This is a genomic window from Kineothrix sp. IPX-CK (assembly GCF_039134705.1).
Taxonomy (GTDB): Bacteria; Bacillota; Clostridia; order Lachnospirales; family Lachnospiraceae; genus Kineothrix; species Kineothrix sedimenti.
In genome coordinates this window covers 3,505,562-3,521,479 of the sequence record NZ_CP146256.1, presented here as the reverse complement: position 1 = coordinate 3,521,479, position 15,918 = coordinate 3,505,562, and the positions used below count along the sequence as shown (strand labels likewise).

Annotated in this window: 23 protein-coding genes; 18 read left to right on the top strand and 5 right to left on the bottom strand. The window is 42.4% G+C overall.

Translation table 11 applies throughout. The annotated features are described in order from the left end of the window. The first annotated feature begins 79 nt into the window (after positions 1-79). The 7 genes from holA (at position 80) to V6984_RS16965 (ending at position 6,458) form a co-directional block, all read left to right on the top strand. Positions 80-1,057 (top strand): DNA polymerase III subunit delta, encoded by a 978-nt coding sequence (holA, locus tag V6984_RS16995; RefSeq protein ID WP_342756795.1) that lies wholly within the window; start codon positions 80-82, stop codon positions 1,055-1,057. 141 nt (positions 1,058-1,198) lie between these two features. Further along, positions 1,199-1,645: a GatB/YqeY domain-containing protein gene (locus V6984_RS16990; RefSeq protein ID WP_342760032.1), complete on the top strand. Its 447-nt coding sequence runs from the start codon at positions 1,199-1,201 to the stop codon at positions 1,643-1,645. 160 nt (positions 1,646-1,805) lie between these two features. Continuing rightward, on the top strand, positions 1,806-2,264 hold the full coding sequence (locus V6984_RS16985; protein WP_342756794.1) for a hypothetical protein: 459 nt from the start codon (positions 1,806-1,808) through the stop codon (positions 2,262-2,264). Between the two features lie 186 nt (positions 2,265-2,450). Then, a complete protein-coding gene (locus tag V6984_RS16980) occupies positions 2,451-2,852 on the top strand; it encodes a hypothetical protein (RefSeq protein WP_342756793.1) in 402 nt (133 codons plus the stop codon). Between the two features lie 85 nt (positions 2,853-2,937). After that, a complete protein-coding gene (locus V6984_RS16975; protein WP_342756792.1) occupies positions 2,938-3,534 on the top strand; it encodes a DUF1653 domain-containing protein in 597 nt (198 codons plus the stop codon). Between the two features lie 35 nt (positions 3,535-3,569). After that, positions 3,570-5,321, top strand: coding sequence for an A/G-specific adenine glycosylase (mutY, locus tag V6984_RS16970; RefSeq protein WP_342756791.1), 1,752 nt, complete (start codon positions 3,570-3,572; stop codon positions 5,319-5,321). Between the two features lie 111 nt (positions 5,322-5,432). Continuing rightward, positions 5,433-6,458: a glycosyltransferase family 2 protein gene (locus tag V6984_RS16965; RefSeq protein WP_342756790.1), complete on the top strand. Its 1,026-nt coding sequence runs from the start codon at positions 5,433-5,435 to the stop codon at positions 6,456-6,458. A gap of 33 nt (positions 6,459-6,491) precedes the next feature. On the opposite strand, the gene V6984_RS16960 is transcribed toward V6984_RS16965, so the two are convergent. The 5 genes from V6984_RS16960 to V6984_RS16940 form a co-directional block, all read right to left on the bottom strand. After that, on the bottom strand, positions 6,492-7,169 hold the full coding sequence (locus V6984_RS16960; RefSeq protein WP_342756789.1) for a phosphatase PAP2 family protein: 678 nt from the start codon (positions 7,167-7,169) through the stop codon (positions 6,492-6,494). Between the two features lie 35 nt (positions 7,170-7,204). Then, positions 7,205-8,182, bottom strand: coding sequence for a diacylglycerol/lipid kinase family protein (locus tag V6984_RS16955; RefSeq protein WP_342756788.1), 978 nt, complete (start codon positions 8,180-8,182; stop codon positions 7,205-7,207). A 213-nt stretch (positions 8,183-8,395) separates the two neighbouring features. After that, a complete protein-coding gene (locus V6984_RS16950) occupies positions 8,396-9,475 on the bottom strand; it encodes a site-specific integrase (protein ID WP_342756787.1) in 1,080 nt (359 codons plus the stop codon). A gap of 156 nt (positions 9,476-9,631) precedes the next feature. Further along, positions 9,632-10,555, bottom strand: coding sequence for a zinc ribbon domain-containing protein (locus tag V6984_RS16945; RefSeq protein WP_342756786.1), 924 nt, complete (start codon positions 10,553-10,555; stop codon positions 9,632-9,634). Positions 10,556-10,645: 90 nt separating this feature from the next. Further along, positions 10,646-11,062 carry a helix-turn-helix transcriptional regulator gene (locus V6984_RS16940; RefSeq protein ID WP_342756785.1) on the bottom strand — a complete coding sequence of 139 codons (417 nt, stop codon included), beginning with the start codon at positions 11,060-11,062 and terminating at the stop codon, positions 10,646-10,648. Between the two features lie 205 nt (positions 11,063-11,267). Here V6984_RS16940 and V6984_RS16935 point away from each other — a divergent pair, with 205 nt between their 5' ends. The 11 genes from V6984_RS16935 (at position 11,268) to V6984_RS16885 (ending at position 15,781) form a co-directional block, all read left to right on the top strand. Then, on the top strand, positions 11,268-11,483 hold the full coding sequence (locus V6984_RS16935) for a helix-turn-helix transcriptional regulator (RefSeq protein ID WP_342756784.1): 216 nt from the start codon (positions 11,268-11,270) through the stop codon (positions 11,481-11,483). Then, positions 11,484-11,684 carry a helix-turn-helix domain-containing protein gene (locus V6984_RS16930; RefSeq protein ID WP_342756783.1) on the top strand — a complete coding sequence of 67 codons (201 nt, stop codon included), beginning with the start codon at positions 11,484-11,486 and terminating at the stop codon, positions 11,682-11,684. It begins immediately after the preceding gene. 162 nt (positions 11,685-11,846) lie between these two features. After that, positions 11,847-12,284, top strand: a complete 438-nt coding sequence (locus V6984_RS16925) for a hypothetical protein (protein ID WP_342756782.1) — start codon at positions 11,847-11,849, stop codon at positions 12,282-12,284. 9 nt (positions 12,285-12,293) lie between these two features. Continuing rightward, positions 12,294-13,235: a DUF7666 domain-containing protein gene (locus tag V6984_RS16920; protein WP_342756781.1), complete on the top strand. Its 942-nt coding sequence runs from the start codon at positions 12,294-12,296 to the stop codon at positions 13,233-13,235. An 18-nt stretch (positions 13,236-13,253) separates the two neighbouring features. Then, on the top strand, positions 13,254-13,391 hold the full coding sequence (locus V6984_RS16915; protein ID WP_342756780.1) for a hypothetical protein: 138 nt from the start codon (positions 13,254-13,256) through the stop codon (positions 13,389-13,391). Between the two features lie 70 nt (positions 13,392-13,461). Continuing rightward, positions 13,462-13,704 (top strand): hypothetical protein, encoded by a 243-nt coding sequence (locus V6984_RS16910; protein WP_342756779.1) that lies wholly within the window; start codon positions 13,462-13,464, stop codon positions 13,702-13,704. Beyond that, on the top strand, positions 13,691-13,828 hold the full coding sequence (locus tag V6984_RS16905; RefSeq protein WP_342756778.1) for a hypothetical protein: 138 nt from the start codon (positions 13,691-13,693) through the stop codon (positions 13,826-13,828). Before V6984_RS16910 ends, V6984_RS16905 begins: the two co-directional genes overlap by 14 nt. Continuing rightward, the gene (locus V6984_RS16900; RefSeq protein WP_342756777.1) at positions 13,818-14,441 is read left to right on the top strand and encodes an HD family phosphohydrolase; all 624 of its coding nucleotides are present in this window, start codon (positions 13,818-13,820) and stop codon (positions 14,439-14,441) included. Before V6984_RS16905 ends, V6984_RS16900 begins: the two co-directional genes overlap by 11 nt. Continuing rightward, entirely contained in the window at positions 14,428-14,958 is a 531-nt protein-coding gene (locus V6984_RS16895; RefSeq protein WP_342756776.1) for a Rad52/Rad22 family DNA repair protein, read from the top strand. Before V6984_RS16900 ends, V6984_RS16895 begins: the two co-directional genes overlap by 14 nt. Then, on the top strand, positions 14,958-15,482 hold the full coding sequence (locus V6984_RS16890; RefSeq protein ID WP_342756775.1) for a hypothetical protein: 525 nt from the start codon (positions 14,958-14,960) through the stop codon (positions 15,480-15,482). The genes V6984_RS16895 and V6984_RS16890 overlap by 1 nt, the downstream gene beginning before the upstream one ends. Further along, positions 15,482-15,781 carry a phosphoenolpyruvate carboxykinase gene (locus V6984_RS16885; RefSeq protein ID WP_342756774.1) on the top strand — a complete coding sequence of 100 codons (300 nt, stop codon included), beginning with the start codon at positions 15,482-15,484 and terminating at the stop codon, positions 15,779-15,781. Before V6984_RS16890 ends, V6984_RS16885 begins: the two co-directional genes overlap by 1 nt. The last annotated feature ends 137 nt before the right edge of the window (positions 15,782-15,918 follow it).

Below are 15,918 nucleotides of genomic sequence, written 5' to 3'. Positions count from 1 at the left end.
TATCGAGGATTGCGGAAGGTTTGACAGAGAAATAAAAGATATTTATAATGAAAAAGTAAATACGACAAAAGGAGATATTATGCAGCGTATCAACGAGGATATCAAGACGGGACAATTGAAAAATATATATCTTTTATACGGAGAAGAGGCATACCTTCGCAAGCAGTATCGCGATAGGCTTAAAAGCGCGCTCACGGATGAGGAAGATACAATGAATTATAATTATTTTGAAGGAAAGGATGTATCTTCCGGCGCAGTAATCGATTTGGCGGAAACCATGCCTTTTTTCGCGGACCGTCGCGTGATTATCATCGAGAATAGCGGACTTTTCAAGCAGGGAGGCGAAACTCTGGCAGAATATTTGAACGAGCCCTCTGCGACGTCTTACTTCGTTTTTGTGGAGACGGAAGCGGATAAGAGGAGCAGACTCTTTAAAACGGTATCTGCGAAAGGAACTGCTGTGGAATTCCCTGTTCAGAGCGAGGAGACGCTTCAGAAATGGGTTCTTGGCATGATAAAGAAAGAGGATAAGAAGATATCTGCTTCATCTCTCCGTCATTTTATGGAAAAGACAGGAACGGATATGGAGAATATCCGCAAGGAGTTAGAAAAGCTGATGTGTTACTGCATGGAAAAGGATACGGTGACAGAGCAGGATATCGAGGACATATGTACTCACAGGGTGAGCAACCATATTTTTGATATGGTGAATGCCATTGCGGATAAAAAGCAGAAAGCGGCCCTGAATCTGTATTATGATTTGCTGGCGTTAAAGGAGCCGCCGATGCGCATTCTCTTTTTGATTGCAAGGCAGTATAATATGCTTCTTCAGGTGAAAGAACTAAAAACAAAGGGCTATGATAATAAAAGGATCGGGGAAAAGGTTGGACTTCTGCCTTTTATCGCGGGAAAGTATGCTGTTCAGGCTTCCAAATTCAGCGGCGGGGATTTGAAGAGTGCGCTGGAGGCTTGTGTGGAGGCAGAGGAATCGGTAAAGACAGGGAGAATGAATGATGTGATGAGTGTGGAGCTGCTGATTGTGAAGTATAGTGGGTAGGGGGTGTTTTTGTGTAATGGGGAGGTTGTGAAGGACTTTCTTCGCTGAGGTTACGGGATTACACTTAAAATCAAGGCAGAGAACGAGGGAATGAAGGATTAGAATGAAAATAAGTAAAAAATGAAAGGAATGGATGAAAAAATGAGTAAGATTGAGGAAATCAGGACGGAAATGGTGACGGCTATGAAGAATAAGGATAAGGATAGAAAAGAAACCTTGTCTATGCTGCTTGGAGCGCTTAAGAATAAGGCGATTGATAAGCGGGAGGATTTGACGGAGGCCGAGGAGTATGAGGTAATTAAGAAAGAGATCAAACAGACGAAGGAGACGATGGAGCTTGCTCCGGAGAACAGGGTAGATATTAAGGAACAGTGTAAAAAGCGGCTGGAGGTACTTGGTGAGTTTGCGCCGGATGAGATGAGCGAGGAAGCGATCCGGGGAGTGATAAGGGAAGTGCTGGGTGATTTGGGAATTGAAAGTCCGTCTGCGAAGGATAAAGGCCGGGTGATGAAGGAATTGATGCCGAAGGTGAAGGGGAAAGCGGATGGTGCTTTGGTGAATAAGATCGTTGCAGAGCTTTTGGGTTAAATGTAAATCGCGATTTGTGTTATAAAAGTACGAAAAAGTGTGAATTTTCTGTGAAAGCCCTTTAACATCAAATACAAATATCCGACATAAAGGATAGGAATGGATGCCTCAGATGCTTACAGGATGTTAAATATACAGCCCAAAAGAAAGGCGGCAGATTATGTCTATGAAAATTGACGAGTATTTAAGCAGTATCGGAGCAATCTCAACACAGGCTGCACAGAAAACTTCAGCAGCAGAAGAAACTACGAAAGAGGCTGAAAGCGACAGCTATATTGCTTCGGAAATTGATTCGACAGCGGCATTTCCATGTGATACCTACAATGATATCCTGGATTTGCTTAGGAGTGTTAAGGCGCAGATGTCGGAAGACAGTACACAATCAGATTCATCAGAAGAGGCAGAGGAGACAAACGGTACTGCAGGAGTGACAGGCGGCGGAAGCTCCGAAAGCGAGGGAGAAGAAACGACAACGCAGATTGTTGTGGCAGACGGAGTTATGTATCTGGAGACTACAACCACGTCCGGTGGTATTACGACAATAACCCGCACGGTAATAAGTGATAACGGTGAGAAGGAAGCGCTTCTCAATGAAGAGACGGAAAACGCTGACGTATAAACCTGATACGCTGCTTTATCCGTAATCATTATATAATTCTAAGTGCAGAAAGTCTTTCCAAGGTGTCTTTTGACATCGGGGAAAGATTTTTTTGAACCGAAAGTCAAAGTCCGTTTTATTGGACTTATAAAATGATATAATAAAAGAAAGGACAAAAATATTTGTGAGTGAAAGGAATGAAGTAATATGAGAAAAGAGAAAAAATGCACATTTATTGAAAAAAAATATTTAGCTGTAACGTTATTATTTATAGGGGTTATTTTATTTTGTGCGAAGGGAACAGTGATGAGCCGGGAAATGGATGGAAATCTGGCGGACAGACAGTATTATCGCACAATAGAGAATAAATATATTGGAGAAATGAGGGATGTACTGGAGGAATGCGGATATAAGAACTGCGGTATAACGATGACGAAGGTAATGGAAAAGGATGTGCCAGATAAGTATACCGTTTTAATTCATCATAAAAGGCTTCGGAGCCTGGATGAAACCAGAAAGGAGAGCCTTGAGGCGGAGCTTTCGGGCGTGAGCTTCCCCGTGGAAGAGAGCAGGTTTTTCTATGTGTTTTTGGGATCTGAAAATGATTAGAGCAGGAAAAGCATGACAAGTTGACGGCTGGGTATTATAATAGTAAGGACAAGGTTAAAATTCAAGAAAGAAGTGAGGATACATTATGCAGCATATACCGCAGCCACATGAGATTTACAGGCATTTCAAGGGAAATACCTATCAAATCATTACAATAGCGGAGCACTCGGAAACGGGAGAAATGTTTGTCATATATCAGGCTATGTACGGAAATTACAAGACTTATGCAAGACCTATGGATATATTTCTGGAGAAGCTGGATAAGGAAAAATATCCTCAAGCGACACAGGAATATAGATTCGAGTTGGCAGCGATGACTCAGGCTTTCGGAGAACCTGCCAATGCACCGGTAAAAGATCCAGCAAACGGACAAGAAAAAGTACCGGCAATGGAAGCGAAAAAAGAATTAGTGATAGAATCGGTAACAGTACCGATAAGCGAACAAGAAGAACAAATTTTAGATATTGACCCTCAGGTACTTAAGTTTCTCGAGGCGGACTCTTATGAGGAGAGGCTGAATATACTTACTGGTATTCATCACCGTATTACTGACGATATGATAAATGTTATGGCAATAGCTACTGATATAGAAGTAAAGTCCGGGGATATAGAGGAAAGATTCCTGGAGCTTAGAAATTGTCTCCTTAAGCTTGAGAAATTTGAATGCAACAGATTGCGCTGATACCAAAGCGCTCATAGGAAAGATATGGTATTGAAATGAAATATAGGAACATTACGGAGGGTGAATTTCTGGATCGTCCGAACCGTTTTATTGCCTATGTGGAAATAAACGGAAAAAGGGAAAAGGTCCATGTGAAAAATACAGGAAGATGCAGGGAGCTTTTGGTTCACCGTGCTACGGTGTATCTGGAGAAGAGTGACAATGAGGAACGCTCCACTGCCTATGATCTTGTAGCGGTAAAAAAAGGCGCGCGCATGATAAATATGGATTCGGCTGCTCCCAATAAAGCGGTGCACGAATGGCTTCTTAAGAAGGAGCTTTTCCCGGGATTAAAAAATGTATATCCGGAAAAGGTCTACAAAAATTCACGATTCGATTTTTATATAGAGACGGAGGAGGAAAATATCTTCCTCGAGGTAAAGGGTGTAACGCTGGAGCGGGATAATGCTGTGTATTTTCCCGATGCTCCGTCGGAGCGTGCCGTGAAGCATGTGGAAGAGCTGGCGGAGGCGGTAGAGGAAGGATATAGTGCGTATATTATATTAGTAATCCAGATGAGGGCGGTAGATTTTTTTGCACCTAATGTGGAAACTCATCCGGCCTTTGCGCAGGCGCTTTTGAAGGCGCGGGAGGCGGGAGTGAAGATCCTGGCTTACGACTGTGTTGTAACACCGGACAGCATGGAAATCGATAATCCGGTGCCGGTAGTATTGAACGAGCTGGACTTGATCGCGAGGCCGCTGCTTTCATGGTATGACAGCGGCAGGAGAATACTTCCATGGAGAGAACATCCTGCCCCTTATTATGTCTGGCTTTCCGAAATTATGCTGCAGCAGACGCGGGTAGAGGCAGTGAAGCCGTATTTTGACAGATTCATCAGTCAGGTACCCGATATAGAAAGCCTCGCCTGTTTGGAAGAAGAACGTCTGGTAAAGCTGTGGGAAGGATTAGGTTATTATAACAGGGTCCGTAATCTTCAGCGTGCTGCAAAAATAATTATGGAGGAGTACGAAGGCGTCATGCCCTCCGGGCATGAGGAACTTATGGCCCTTCCGGGAATCGGGAGCTATACGGCGGGGGCGATAGCCTCCATCGCCTATGGGAAAGTGGTGCCTGCGGTAGACGGCAACGTGTTGCGGGTGCTTTCCAGACTGCGTATGGACGGAGAGGATATCCTTTCCCAGAGGACGAAGAGCAGAGTGGAAAAGGAGTTGAGTGCCGTGATTCCGGGGGACAGGCCGGGCGACTTCAATCAGGCACTGATGGAGCTTGGTGCTACGGTGTGCCTGCCAAACGGTGTGCCGAAGTGTATGGAGTGCCCATGGAAGATATTTTGCAAGGCACATTTGCAGGATAGAATCTCTGAATTTCCGAAAAAGAAGACCAAGAAGGAAAGGGCTATAGAAGAAAAAACAGTGCTCGTCATTAAGGCGGAGGATAGGGCCGCTTTTGAAAAAAGACCGGAGAAGGGGCTGTTAGCGGGAATGTATGGTTTCCCTATGCTGGAGGGGCACTGCTCGGAGGAAGAGGTGCTTTACTTTCTAAGGACAAAGGGGCTGAGAGTTATTCGTATCCAGAGCATTGGAGAAGCGAAGCATATTTTTTCCCATAAGGAATGGCATATGAAAGGTTATGCGGTTAAAATTGACGAGCTGGACGCGCCGAATGATGGTGTGGCAAAAGCCGGCTGGATATTTGCCGATAAGGATGAGGCAAGAGAACGTTATCCGATTCCTGCGGCCTATGCGTCTTATGCCAAATATTTGGATATTAAGCTGGGAATATGACGAGGAATGAAATCTTCATTGTCTGTGCAGAATAAGAGCATGAGCTAGATAAAAAAGCTGCTAAGGATGAAAATCATAAAATCCATGAATTTTAATGGTTGGAGGAAGAAAATGAAGTTATTAACAATTGCGATACCCTGTTATAACTCGGAAGGGTATATGAGAAAATGTGTAGAGTCTCTGCTTACAGGCGGAGAGGATGTGGAAATTATCATAGTGGATGACGGTTCTAAGGACGGTACCGCGGTAATTGCAGACGAATATGCAGAAAAATATCCGTCCATTGTACGTGCTGTGCATAAAGAAAACGGAGGACATGGCTCGGCGGTGAATACAGGAATAGAAAATGCCACCGGTTTGTTTTTCAAAGTGGTGGATAGCGACGACTGGGTAAAAGAAAGCGATTACATGCAGGTATTGGATACCCTGAGGAACTTGGCAGGGGGAGAAAAGGTACTGGATATGCTGATCAGCAACTTCGTCTATGAAAAAGAAGGCGAGAAAAGGAATAGGGTCATGCGTTATCACTATGCCCTGCCTCGGGACGAAATGTTCTCATGGAATGATGTAAGATATTTCCGTAAGGGACAATACATCCTTATGCACTCCGTTATCTTTCGGACGAAACTTTTGAAGGATTGCGGACTGAAGCTGCCGGAGCACACTTTTTACGTGGACAACCTATATGTGTTCGAGCCTCTTCCTTTTGTAAAAAATATGTATTATCTCGATGTGAATTTTTACCGCTACTACATCGGGCGGGAGGGCCAGTCGGTAAATGAAACTATCATGATTTCCAGAATCGACCAGCAAATCAAGGTGAATAAAATCATGGTGGATTATATGGCGGAGAATAAGGCTAAAATAAAAGCGAACCGCAAAATGCGCAAATATATGTTTAACTATTTGGAAATCATAACGACGATTTCCTCAATACTCCTTATCCGTGGAGGAAGCGAGGAACATCTTACGAAAAAGAAGGAGCTCTGGGATTATATCAAGCAGAAGGATAGAATGCTTTATACAAGGCTTAGATACGGCATTCTCGGAAACTCTATGAATCTTCCCGGAAAGGGCGGCAGAAAGATTTCTGTAGAAGGTTACCGTATTTGCCAGCGCTTTTTCAAATTCAATTAAATTTTTAAATTCGATTAAAAAACACCGTAGGTCTTAGTTGACCTGCGGTGCTGCTTTTTTACGGGCATGAGCTCTTTCCTTGTATACCATGACGATGTCGTACTTGTATACGATGCCATACATGATTGCGGCCATGATGAAGGCGGTGACCACATCGAATAAAGAATGCTGTTTGAGGAACATGGTGGAAAGGATAATGGAAATACATGTAATCAACGAACCTCTTGCCACCCACTTTTTACCCGCCAGACGGGGGTTCTTTACAACGGCAAAATGCGCTCCCAGTGAATTATATACATGGATGCTGGGCCATAGGTTGGTAGGAGTATCCGTACTGTATAAGTAAGTTGTCAAATGGGTAAAAATATTTTCTCTTGGCATAACCGCCGGGCGTAAATGATGCACGTTGGGAAACAGCGTGGAAATAATAAGAAATATAGTCATGCCGATAATGAAGAATACGCAAGATTTGGCGTAATCTTCTTTGTTTTTGAAAAAAAAGTAAATAACTACTGCAGATACGTAAACGAACCATAAAAAGTACGGAATGACAAAAAATTCACAAAAAGGAATATAATCATCCAAGGTCACATGGATGACCCGGAAGTTTCTCTTATTACTTTCCTCCAAATACAGAAACCAGGTCATATAAATTACCGCATAAATCATGACCGGTATCGCATGCTTATATTTTTCATAAAAAGTTTTCATTTTGCACCTTATGCCCTCCCATGGCAGACGGAAAATCACATCATTAATTTTATTTTCTGCGAAATGCAAGAAATAGAGATACTGTCGGACTTCGCATACACTTCGCCGTCGGTATGTACCCAAAGCGGCATTGAGGCAGTAAGCTTTGCCTTTGATGCCGAATAATGCTTTATTTGAGAAAACATATAATGTTTTCCGAAAAATGCGGTAGGAAGTGCCAGCAATATAATCGGCTTGGGGATATTTCCCACTACGCATAGATCCAAAATCCCATCGGCAGAATCAGCCGTCGGGCAGAACTTAAAGCCTCCGCCCTCATATTTGTGGATCATGAATGCTGTAAACAAGAAACTATTCAGGTGAATGGGTTCCTTCGCATCGTCCAGATAGATATCGCAGGAGACGGACCTTGCGGCAATCAATTGCTTAAGTGCGATAACGAGGTAAGTGAGCTTTCCAAGTCCAAGCTTGTTTAAAATATTTTTAAAACGGGAGGCCAGAGCTTCCTCACATACGGCAGCATCGAAGCCGATACCGCTGCTTACAGAAAAATACCGGGTATCCGGTACCTCCTGCGCGTGAAGCCTGGAGAGTTCTCCCGGCGGATTATCATAAGTGAGCAGTCCAAGATCCATGGTGCGGACAACTTTCCCTTCTATAATAGTAGAAAGAATATCCAGAGGATTCCTCGGAAGCAGTAAATCTCTCGCCAAATCGTTGCTGGAACCGGTGGGGATATAGCCCAGCCATACGCGGTCGAAATCACTGATGCCCTGAAGTACTTCATTCATGGTGCCGTCGCCTCCAAGAATGATCAGCCTGATAGGATCTGCGGCAGGATTATCGGCAAGAGGAGCGGTAAGCTTTGCAACAACCTGAGTAACGTGCCCGATTCCTTTCGAAAAGACAACCTTATACGGTATTTCCCCTTCCTTGAAAACCTCTTCCAGTTCTATCCATATCTGTCGTCCCCGCCCGGACTTCGAAGCAGGATTTACAATCACATAATACATAACATGCCCTCATTTGCAAAAAAAATATACCGCTTTTTGATTAACCCTCATTTTAGCAGTATTTTAAAAGGAAGTAAATAAGACATTGGATATAATTTCTTAAATATTCCTTAAGTATACGAGTTATATTTAATCATAAATGCATTAAATACGCCATTTATTTGATATAGATAATTATTTATTTGAATACAAAAGTTACACTAAGTATACACTTTATATCATATCTATGGCACTAATTAAATCAAGCAGATCCTTTTGCACATAAACTCCATTTGTGACATCTTGACGTTTATGCCCTAATATCATTTTTTTGCAATTTTCATTGACGCCGGCTCTATCCAATAAAGACGCGCAAGTATATTTTGTATCATGGGGCAGGTGTTTCATTCCCAGTTTTTCCATTGCAGGATTCCAAATTTCGATTAAAAAGCTATTCCTCCAATATCGGTTGTCTTGTCGCTGCAAAAGATAAATGTTGCCTTTGTCGTATATTTCCTCAATAAAAGGCATTATTTTCCTTGAAATAGGAATAATGCGGTCTTTTCCGGCCTTGGTCTTTATCCCTCCAATCATGTATCTATCAGCAATATATACTTTGTCCGTAAGCTGTGAGAGCAGTTCTTCTATTCTAAATCCCGTATATATCATAATCAGTATTATTCTTACATTAAAATCATCTTTATTGTTCCACAGCATATCAACTTCTTTACGGGAAAACATAGAGTGTTTTGATTCATCATTAGTCTTATATATAAATTCTATATCCGAGACAAAGTTTTCTGTGATATACTTTTGCTTTCTGGCCAAGTCGAACGTAAAATTTAGTATTATTTTCACATTTAAAACAGTTGAATATGACATCTCAGCTATATCGTCCGCAATATCTTGGATATCTTGAAATTGTATCTTATCTATGCGTTTACCGTGTATTGGCTTACATTTTTTGAAGGCGGATTTATAGGATGTGACTAACTGGTCAGATACTCCACCTTTCTTTTTCCGTAGGTTCTCGGTATGACGGTCGAGCCATAGTTCAAATAGTTCCTTGAAAGTAGGGCAGTATGATATGTTTGGCATGGTCCGCACATTTACGCCGCTGTTATACTTTGCTAACAAATCAATTGCAGCCGTTTTCCCTTCAGGCGTACGAGGAAAATAATCCAGATACTTATAATCATTAATTTCCACACCCTCTTTATTAAATTTCTTTCCGTTCGGAACACGTACCGCAATTGGCCTGCGCCTATTTTTTCCTAAATCAACTATAGTTCCGTATCCTGGTGGATTTCTCATCTTGTTTTCTCCTCATTTTTGGGTATAAAAAATACACCCTATTGCATGGATGTACTATAATGTGCTATAATCATCTTGCTTGGAGATGACTATTGCGGGTACACCCGTTGATAGTTGCTTGATTCCGCCCTTGTTTGCGCAGGGGCGGTTTTTGTTTTATTCAGAAACCAATTCTATGTACATTGCTTTAAACGCCGGCACTTCTTCGTTAGTATTAGTCAGTGCCCTTGTAACCGTTTCAACCCCTGCAAATTCGGCGTATACCTTAATAATATCATCCTGCAGGATTTTCATACCATCGTCTATTCTTGTGTCATACATAAAATATTCATCGCCCATCCAAATGTCATACTCGTCATTGGTATATACTCTGTAATACTGCCCGTCGTCTAACCATCCGCCTTGCAGAATTTGTGTGATTTTAACAGTCAATACAATGGGTTGCCCGATATAGTCCTCCGGATTACGCGCCAAAGTCTTATATGGTATCTCTTGGCAAGATGCAATGAAATCTTCCTTCGAAATCTGGGGAATGTCCTCATTTTCATCTATGTCCGTTTCCTTTTTCCCCAAATTTTCATCCATCACAGGCTCTGTGTTATATGTAACTTCTTCCGCAGACGAATCGGACGGAGATTCATTTTCTACAACGTTAGATTCGATCTCTCTACTCACTTCCGTAGCAGCTTTTTCATTCCCTGTTTTGGAGTTAGTCGAATCTTCGGAACTAAGTGATATCATAAATAAAACAATAATAGATATGACGATGGCCGCGATTGAGAATCCATGCTTTTTAGTAACATTCTTCTTCACTAAGTCTACAATTGCAACAATCAATCCTATAACAGAAAAATAACCCAAGAATGATAGTGCAAATGCCACAATGCTCAATGTGGAATGTTTTTTTCTCATTACCACTGTATTGTTCTTACCATCTTCCACGCTGTAACTCGGGTGATCCTCCGTGAAATTACTTTCTGCACTGCTCACATACTTAAATATTGGCGCGCCACAATTTGGACAAGATTTCGCCAAATCAGATACATCCTTCCCGCATTCGCTGCATTTGATTAATGACATGATTAATCCCCTTTCTCATAGTTTACTATATCAATCCATATTGGATAGACACCTAGCGCATTAGTAAATTAGTAAATTTATACATCAAATTCACTTGCCATTTTCGTTATTCTCTTTATTGATTAACATCAACTGCCGAAGAGAGATTTTTAAATTTTCTCTCAGGAGTTCCGCCGACTCATCTGTCAAGGGATTCCCGTTATAAAGAGCAGGTCCATCCCCTTTGTTTCCCAACTTATTGAGAAGCCCGTTAATGTCAGCAGCTATATCTCGCGCATCTCTCAGCTTCGACTTGTTATTTGCATCATCCCCTCCATCCGTTCCTGTAGTTAGATATTCAAGAGATACCCCAAAATAATCTGCAATCTTCTGCATTTTATCTTGCTTCGGCACATATCTTCCGGCTTTCCAATTGCTAATAGTGGAAGTGGTTAGCCCGGTTTCTTTGCATACTTTGTAAGGTGTAACATTGTTCTTTGTACATAATTCCTCGAAAATACGATACATATAGCACTCCTTCAAAATAAGTTTGAAAAATAAGCTAAAACGTATTGACAAGCTTTGAAATCAATGCTAATATACAGATATAGCTTAGATAACAAAGCTAATCAAAAACAATTAGCTTGGATTTCTTTTATAACTTTGAACTGACATTTAAATTATATAAGAAATCTTAGCTATTGTCAACAATAATGTGAAAGGAGGTAAAAATTTGTATAAAAAATACGCTGCTTTAAGAGATAAAGCAGAGGTTACCGACTACGAAGTGTCCAAGAAAACGGGTATACCGACATCCACTTTAACTAACTGGAAATATGGAAGGTATACTCCCAAGTTAGACAAAATTTTTAAATTAGCAAATTATTTTAATGTCTCCGTTGATTTTTTTTTAGAACCCGAAAAACAGAGCAAGAAAGGATGTGAATAAATGCAAAATTGTGCGATTGAGCTTGTGTCAGTAGAGCAAGCCGCAGAAGAACTAAATATATCTCCTGCAAAACTGCGAAGTTGGATGCGCCACAGATTGATACATATTGGCATTGCGGACAGAAAGGAAGATGCCGAGAACTGGAACTACACAATATTTAGACCTCACCTTGAGAAGTTCAAAAACGGGGAGGTAATATGACCCTTACAAAATTATTAGGTAACGCCGGCTTCACTTGTTGCATATTAGGCGTATCCGGAATAGGTGGATATTTTGATTTAGGAACGGGCTTGATCGCATCGGTAATATTGTTCGTTATAGGTGTTATATGTTTTTGCTTTTACATAAAAGAAGGAGGATTGCGTGAAGAAGAATAACCGAGAGACAGCCTTTTGGATATCCATGATGATACTGCTCTTTATCATCACCGTAGTACTCCCGATACTCTGTGTTATCTATGATAAACCACTTACGGCCCACGCAGAGGACAATCCCTATGGCGCACCTTTTAAAATCGAGAGTACAGCCTATTGCTATGGCGAGATCACAGCAAGCGGACAAGCAGTACGTGAAGGGATAGCGGCAGGTCGTAAAGAGTGGATAGGGCTTACAGCAATCTTATATAAGGATGATAACGGCAAGGTAGGGGACTTTATCGGTATCTATGAAATTCTGGATACTGGTGGGGACGAGAGAATTAAGAGCGGTACGTGCATTGATATTTACATGCCGGATTATGATGATTGCCGCGAGTGGGGCAGGAAAAATGTGTGGGTCCAGTTAGTGGACGCAGTCGGATAGGAGGAAGGAATGAAAGCATTTAAAGGATTTAATCAGGATATGACATGTACGCCGAATGGCACGAAGTTCCAGTATGAAGAGGGAAAGGAATATGAAATGGATTCGGCAGAATGCTGTGACCACGGATTCCATGCTTGCGAATATCCTCTTGATTGCCTGGATTATTACAGCCCGAACAGCAGTGTTTACCGCGAAGTAGAGCTTGACGGAAAAATCAGTCGTAAAGGGGACGGCGATACGAAGGTAGCGGCCTCCAAAATTAAAATAGGCGTATCTCTTAATATCGCCGGATTAGTAAAGGCCGCGATTGAGTATACCACAGCGAGAATCGATAAGACAAAGAAATCTGATGAGGACTATGGCGCATCCTCGGCAACGGGTGACTATGGCGCATCCTCGGCAACGGGTTACAAGGGCGCATCCTCGGCAACGGGTAACTGTGGCGCATCCTCGGCAACGGGTTACAAGGGCGCATCCTCGGCAACGGGTGACTATGGCGCATCCTCGGCAACGGGTGACTATGGCGCATCCTCGGCAACGGGTGACTATGGCGCATCCTCGGCAACGGGTGACTATGGCGCATCCTCGGCAACGGGTGACTATGGCGCATCCTCGGCAACGGGTTACAAGGGCGCATCCTCGGCAACGGGTGACTATGGCGCATCCTCGGCAACGGGTAACTGTGGCGCATCCTCGGCAACGGGTTACAAGGGCGCATCCGAAGCGTTGGACAAAGATGCCGTAGCGGTGGCTTGGGGATATAAAGGAAAAGCCCGTGGAGTGCTTGGTTCATACATAGTACTGGCTGAATGGAACGGCGATGAAGATGAATATTTCAGACCGGATTCGTGGGAGCTGAAAGATGCAAAAATAGCGAGAGTAGACGGAGAGGTAATTAAAGAAAATGTCTATTATACGCTTATCAATGGGGAATTTACAGAAGTAGATTAATTGAAAGGAGGACAATACGTGATAGTAAATCCATTTTTGGCGGGTATGACGATAGGTTCTTTAGGAACAATAGCGATTTTGGCATTAATCATAGTAATATCGCTTGTCATATCCATGAATAAAAAAGAAAATGACTCTGCCAACCGACCAAAGTAAACAGAGTCACAAATAACACATGTAATGCTATTTCTATGCCTATTATAAGGCGTAGGGAAAGGAATGTCAAATGGGTATAGAAGAAATCAAGAAATTCGTTCATGAGATTCAGCCATCTTTAGCTGAAATTGAATCAAAAATGTACAGACACCTCATGGATAAAATGCTTTCTGTCACAGTAACAAAGGACGGGGCAATTTACCTTACCTACGGCGATTCGCAGCAGAGATTCGAGTACAGAAAGAGTGGGGAGGACGATACCGGCCGAATACACTTTGAAATATCGGAGGAGCTGGATCATGGAACGGATTGAAAACCACATGGTATGTGACTGGTGGTGGAATGAAATCGAATATGGAGTAAAACATAAAACACGCCTTGAGCGTGAGCAGGAAGCCTTGGAGGAGGCAGAAAGAGAGAATAATTATGGATTTTAAAGAGAGAATAGAGGAGCGTTTAAAATCAACAGGAAGAGAGGGGATGTCCCAACTTCTTAAATGGATGGAAGAAAATGGATTTTATGAGGTTCCATGCAGCGCGTCAAATCATTTAGCGAAAGAGGGAGGGCTTGCAGAGCACAGTTTAAATGTTCTCGGCGCAATGCAGGATGTGTCATTCCTTTTATGCGAGGGGCCGGAGCTCCTTACGAAGGATCAGCAGGATGCTATTATAATCTGTTCCCTGCTTCACGACCTCGGTAAGACCGGGGATTATGATAAGCCTGGTTATGTGCCGAACATGTTAAAAGGGAGACCGACCAAGGCTAATCCCGCGCCGGAGCCGTATCAGTCATTATCAAAACCTTATGAAGTCAATAAAGAGCTTTCTCCTATTGACCATGAAATACGTTCTATCAAAATCGCATCACAATTTATCAATCTGACAGAAGAAGAGGAACTTGCTATTTTATGGCACAACGGGCTATATGGAAACTTTAAGTATCAAATACCCGGTAAAGAGACTCCGTTATATCTGCTCCTTCATTTTGCTGATATGTGGGCGAGTCGCGTACTTGAAAAGGAGGTCGTTATAATAGATGAACAAATTTAGAACGCTTACGGCGGATGATATAGAGTGCCGCGTTAGTACCGTTTCAGAAAAAGGTTGTTCTCTTCTTTTATACAAGGATGCTCGCTGCGATATGAAAATTCTCGATGAGACAGTGGGACCGGAGAACTGGCAAAGAAGTCATGAATTAATAAATGGAAATCTCTTCTGCAATGTATCAATTTTCGATGAAGTTAAGGGCGAATGGATTACTAAACAAGATGTTGGAACGGAATCATATACAGAGAAAGAAAAAGGTCAAGCTTCAGACGCTTTCAAGAGGGCATGTTTTAACTGGGGTATAGGTCGAGAGCTTTACACTTCCCCTTATATCTGGATAAAACAAGCAGATGTGGCCCTCAAAGAGTTGGAATATCAGGGGAAGAAGAAATATACTACATATGATAAATTTCGGGTAACGCAAATCATTGTAGAGGATGGAGAAATCAAGGCCCTTGCTATTAGAAACGACTCTTTGAATCGGATGGTTTATCAATTCGATGTGAGGAAGAAAGAATAATGGATTGTATTGGAAGAATCACGCAGTTAGCGCAGGATTATTATACTCATGGAATATTAGTAACTCTTGCCGTGACGGAAGTATCAGCGCAGGAATTACAGACGTTGAAAGGATTGGGAGAGCTGTCTATAAGCCTTAAGCGCTGGCGTAAAAAGCGTAGCCTTGATGCTAATGCTTACGTATGGGTGCTGATGAGTAAAATAGCGTCAGCACTCGGCACAAGCAAAGATGAGGTATACGAAGAACTCCTACAGAAATACGGCATCATCTACGAGGATGAGAACGGGTACATAACCGTCACGGTAAAAAGCTCCGTAGATATGTCAAAAATCACGGGGCACTGGAAGCGGTATAAGGACAACGGGAAGTTTATATCTTACCTGATGATAAAAGGGTCCAGTGAATACGACACCGCCGAAATGAGCCAATTTATAGACCGCGTAGTAGAAGAGGCAAAGGACCAGGATATAGAAACTCTTCCACCGGATGAAATCGCTCGTATGAAGCAGGAATGGGGTGTGTAATGGCAAAGAAATTATTTAGCGTACTGCAATCTGATTTAAGCCGCTGCTACGTCACGGACAGTACAAATGTAGCCATACACCACATATTTCCCGGCAGTGGGCGCAGGACGCATTGTGAGAGGTACGGATTCATTGTGGCTCTCAGGCCGGATTATCATAATATGTCAGATCATAGCGTGCATGACAACCCGAACAAAGGACTGGACCTGGAGCTCAAGCAGAGCTGCCAGAGATATTTCGAGCAGCATCACGGAAGCCGAGACGAGTTCCGGCAAATCTTTAAAATGTCTTATTTATGATGTAAGGGCAATTGCCAATACATAGCAACTATTAACCTCATATTAGTAAATGGCGAATATATCACGAGTAAGCCATAATAGTGCGGCGTAGGCCGGTATACCCCCGTATCGGCCTTGTAAGTCCCAAGGAGGGCAGA

Bases quoted from the DNA above. Each gene is read 5' to 3' on its own strand.
- holA (WP_342756795.1), top strand. From the start codon at position 80: ATGCAGCGTATCAACGAGGATATCAAGACGGGACAATTGAAAAATATA.
- V6984_RS16990 (WP_342760032.1), top strand. From the start codon at position 1,199: ATGAGTAAGATTGAGGAAATCAGGACGGAAATGGTGACGGCTATGAAG.
- V6984_RS16985 (WP_342756794.1), top strand. From the start codon at position 1,806: ATGTCTATGAAAATTGACGAGTATTTAAGCAGTATCGGAGCAATCTCA.
- V6984_RS16980 (WP_342756793.1), top strand. From the start codon at position 2,451: ATGAGAAAAGAGAAAAAATGCACATTTATTGAAAAAAAATATTTAGCT.
- V6984_RS16975 (WP_342756792.1), top strand. From the start codon at position 2,938: ATGCAGCATATACCGCAGCCACATGAGATTTACAGGCATTTCAAGGGA.
- mutY (WP_342756791.1), top strand. From the start codon at position 3,570: ATGAAATATAGGAACATTACGGAGGGTGAATTTCTGGATCGTCCGAAC.
- V6984_RS16965 (WP_342756790.1), top strand. From the start codon at position 5,433: ATGAAGTTATTAACAATTGCGATACCCTGTTATAACTCGGAAGGGTAT.
- V6984_RS16960 (WP_342756789.1), bottom strand. From the start codon at position 7,169: ATGAAAACTTTTTATGAAAAATATAAGCATGCGATACCGGTCATGATT.
- V6984_RS16955 (WP_342756788.1), bottom strand. From the start codon at position 8,182: ATGTATTATGTGATTGTAAATCCTGCTTCGAAGTCCGGGCGGGGACGA.
- V6984_RS16950 (WP_342756787.1), bottom strand. From the start codon at position 9,475: ATGAGAAATCCACCAGGATACGGAACTATAGTTGATTTAGGAAAAAAT.
- V6984_RS16945 (WP_342756786.1), bottom strand. From the start codon at position 10,555: ATGTCATTAATCAAATGCAGCGAATGCGGGAAGGATGTATCTGATTTG.
- V6984_RS16940 (WP_342756785.1), bottom strand. From the start codon at position 11,062: ATGTATCGTATTTTCGAGGAATTATGTACAAAGAACAATGTTACACCT.
- V6984_RS16930 (WP_342756783.1), top strand. From the start codon at position 11,484: ATGCAAAATTGTGCGATTGAGCTTGTGTCAGTAGAGCAAGCCGCAGAA.
- V6984_RS16920 (WP_342756781.1), top strand. From the start codon at position 12,294: ATGAAAGCATTTAAAGGATTTAATCAGGATATGACATGTACGCCGAAT.
- V6984_RS16910 (WP_342756779.1), top strand. From the start codon at position 13,462: ATGGGTATAGAAGAAATCAAGAAATTCGTTCATGAGATTCAGCCATCT.
- V6984_RS16905 (WP_342756778.1), top strand. From the start codon at position 13,691: ATGGAACGGATTGAAAACCACATGGTATGTGACTGGTGGTGGAATGAA.
- V6984_RS16900 (WP_342756777.1), top strand. From the start codon at position 13,818: ATGGATTTTAAAGAGAGAATAGAGGAGCGTTTAAAATCAACAGGAAGA.
- V6984_RS16895 (WP_342756776.1), top strand. From the start codon at position 14,428: ATGAACAAATTTAGAACGCTTACGGCGGATGATATAGAGTGCCGCGTT.
- V6984_RS16890 (WP_342756775.1), top strand. From the start codon at position 14,958: ATGGATTGTATTGGAAGAATCACGCAGTTAGCGCAGGATTATTATACT.
- V6984_RS16885 (WP_342756774.1), top strand. From the start codon at position 15,482: ATGGCAAAGAAATTATTTAGCGTACTGCAATCTGATTTAAGCCGCTGC.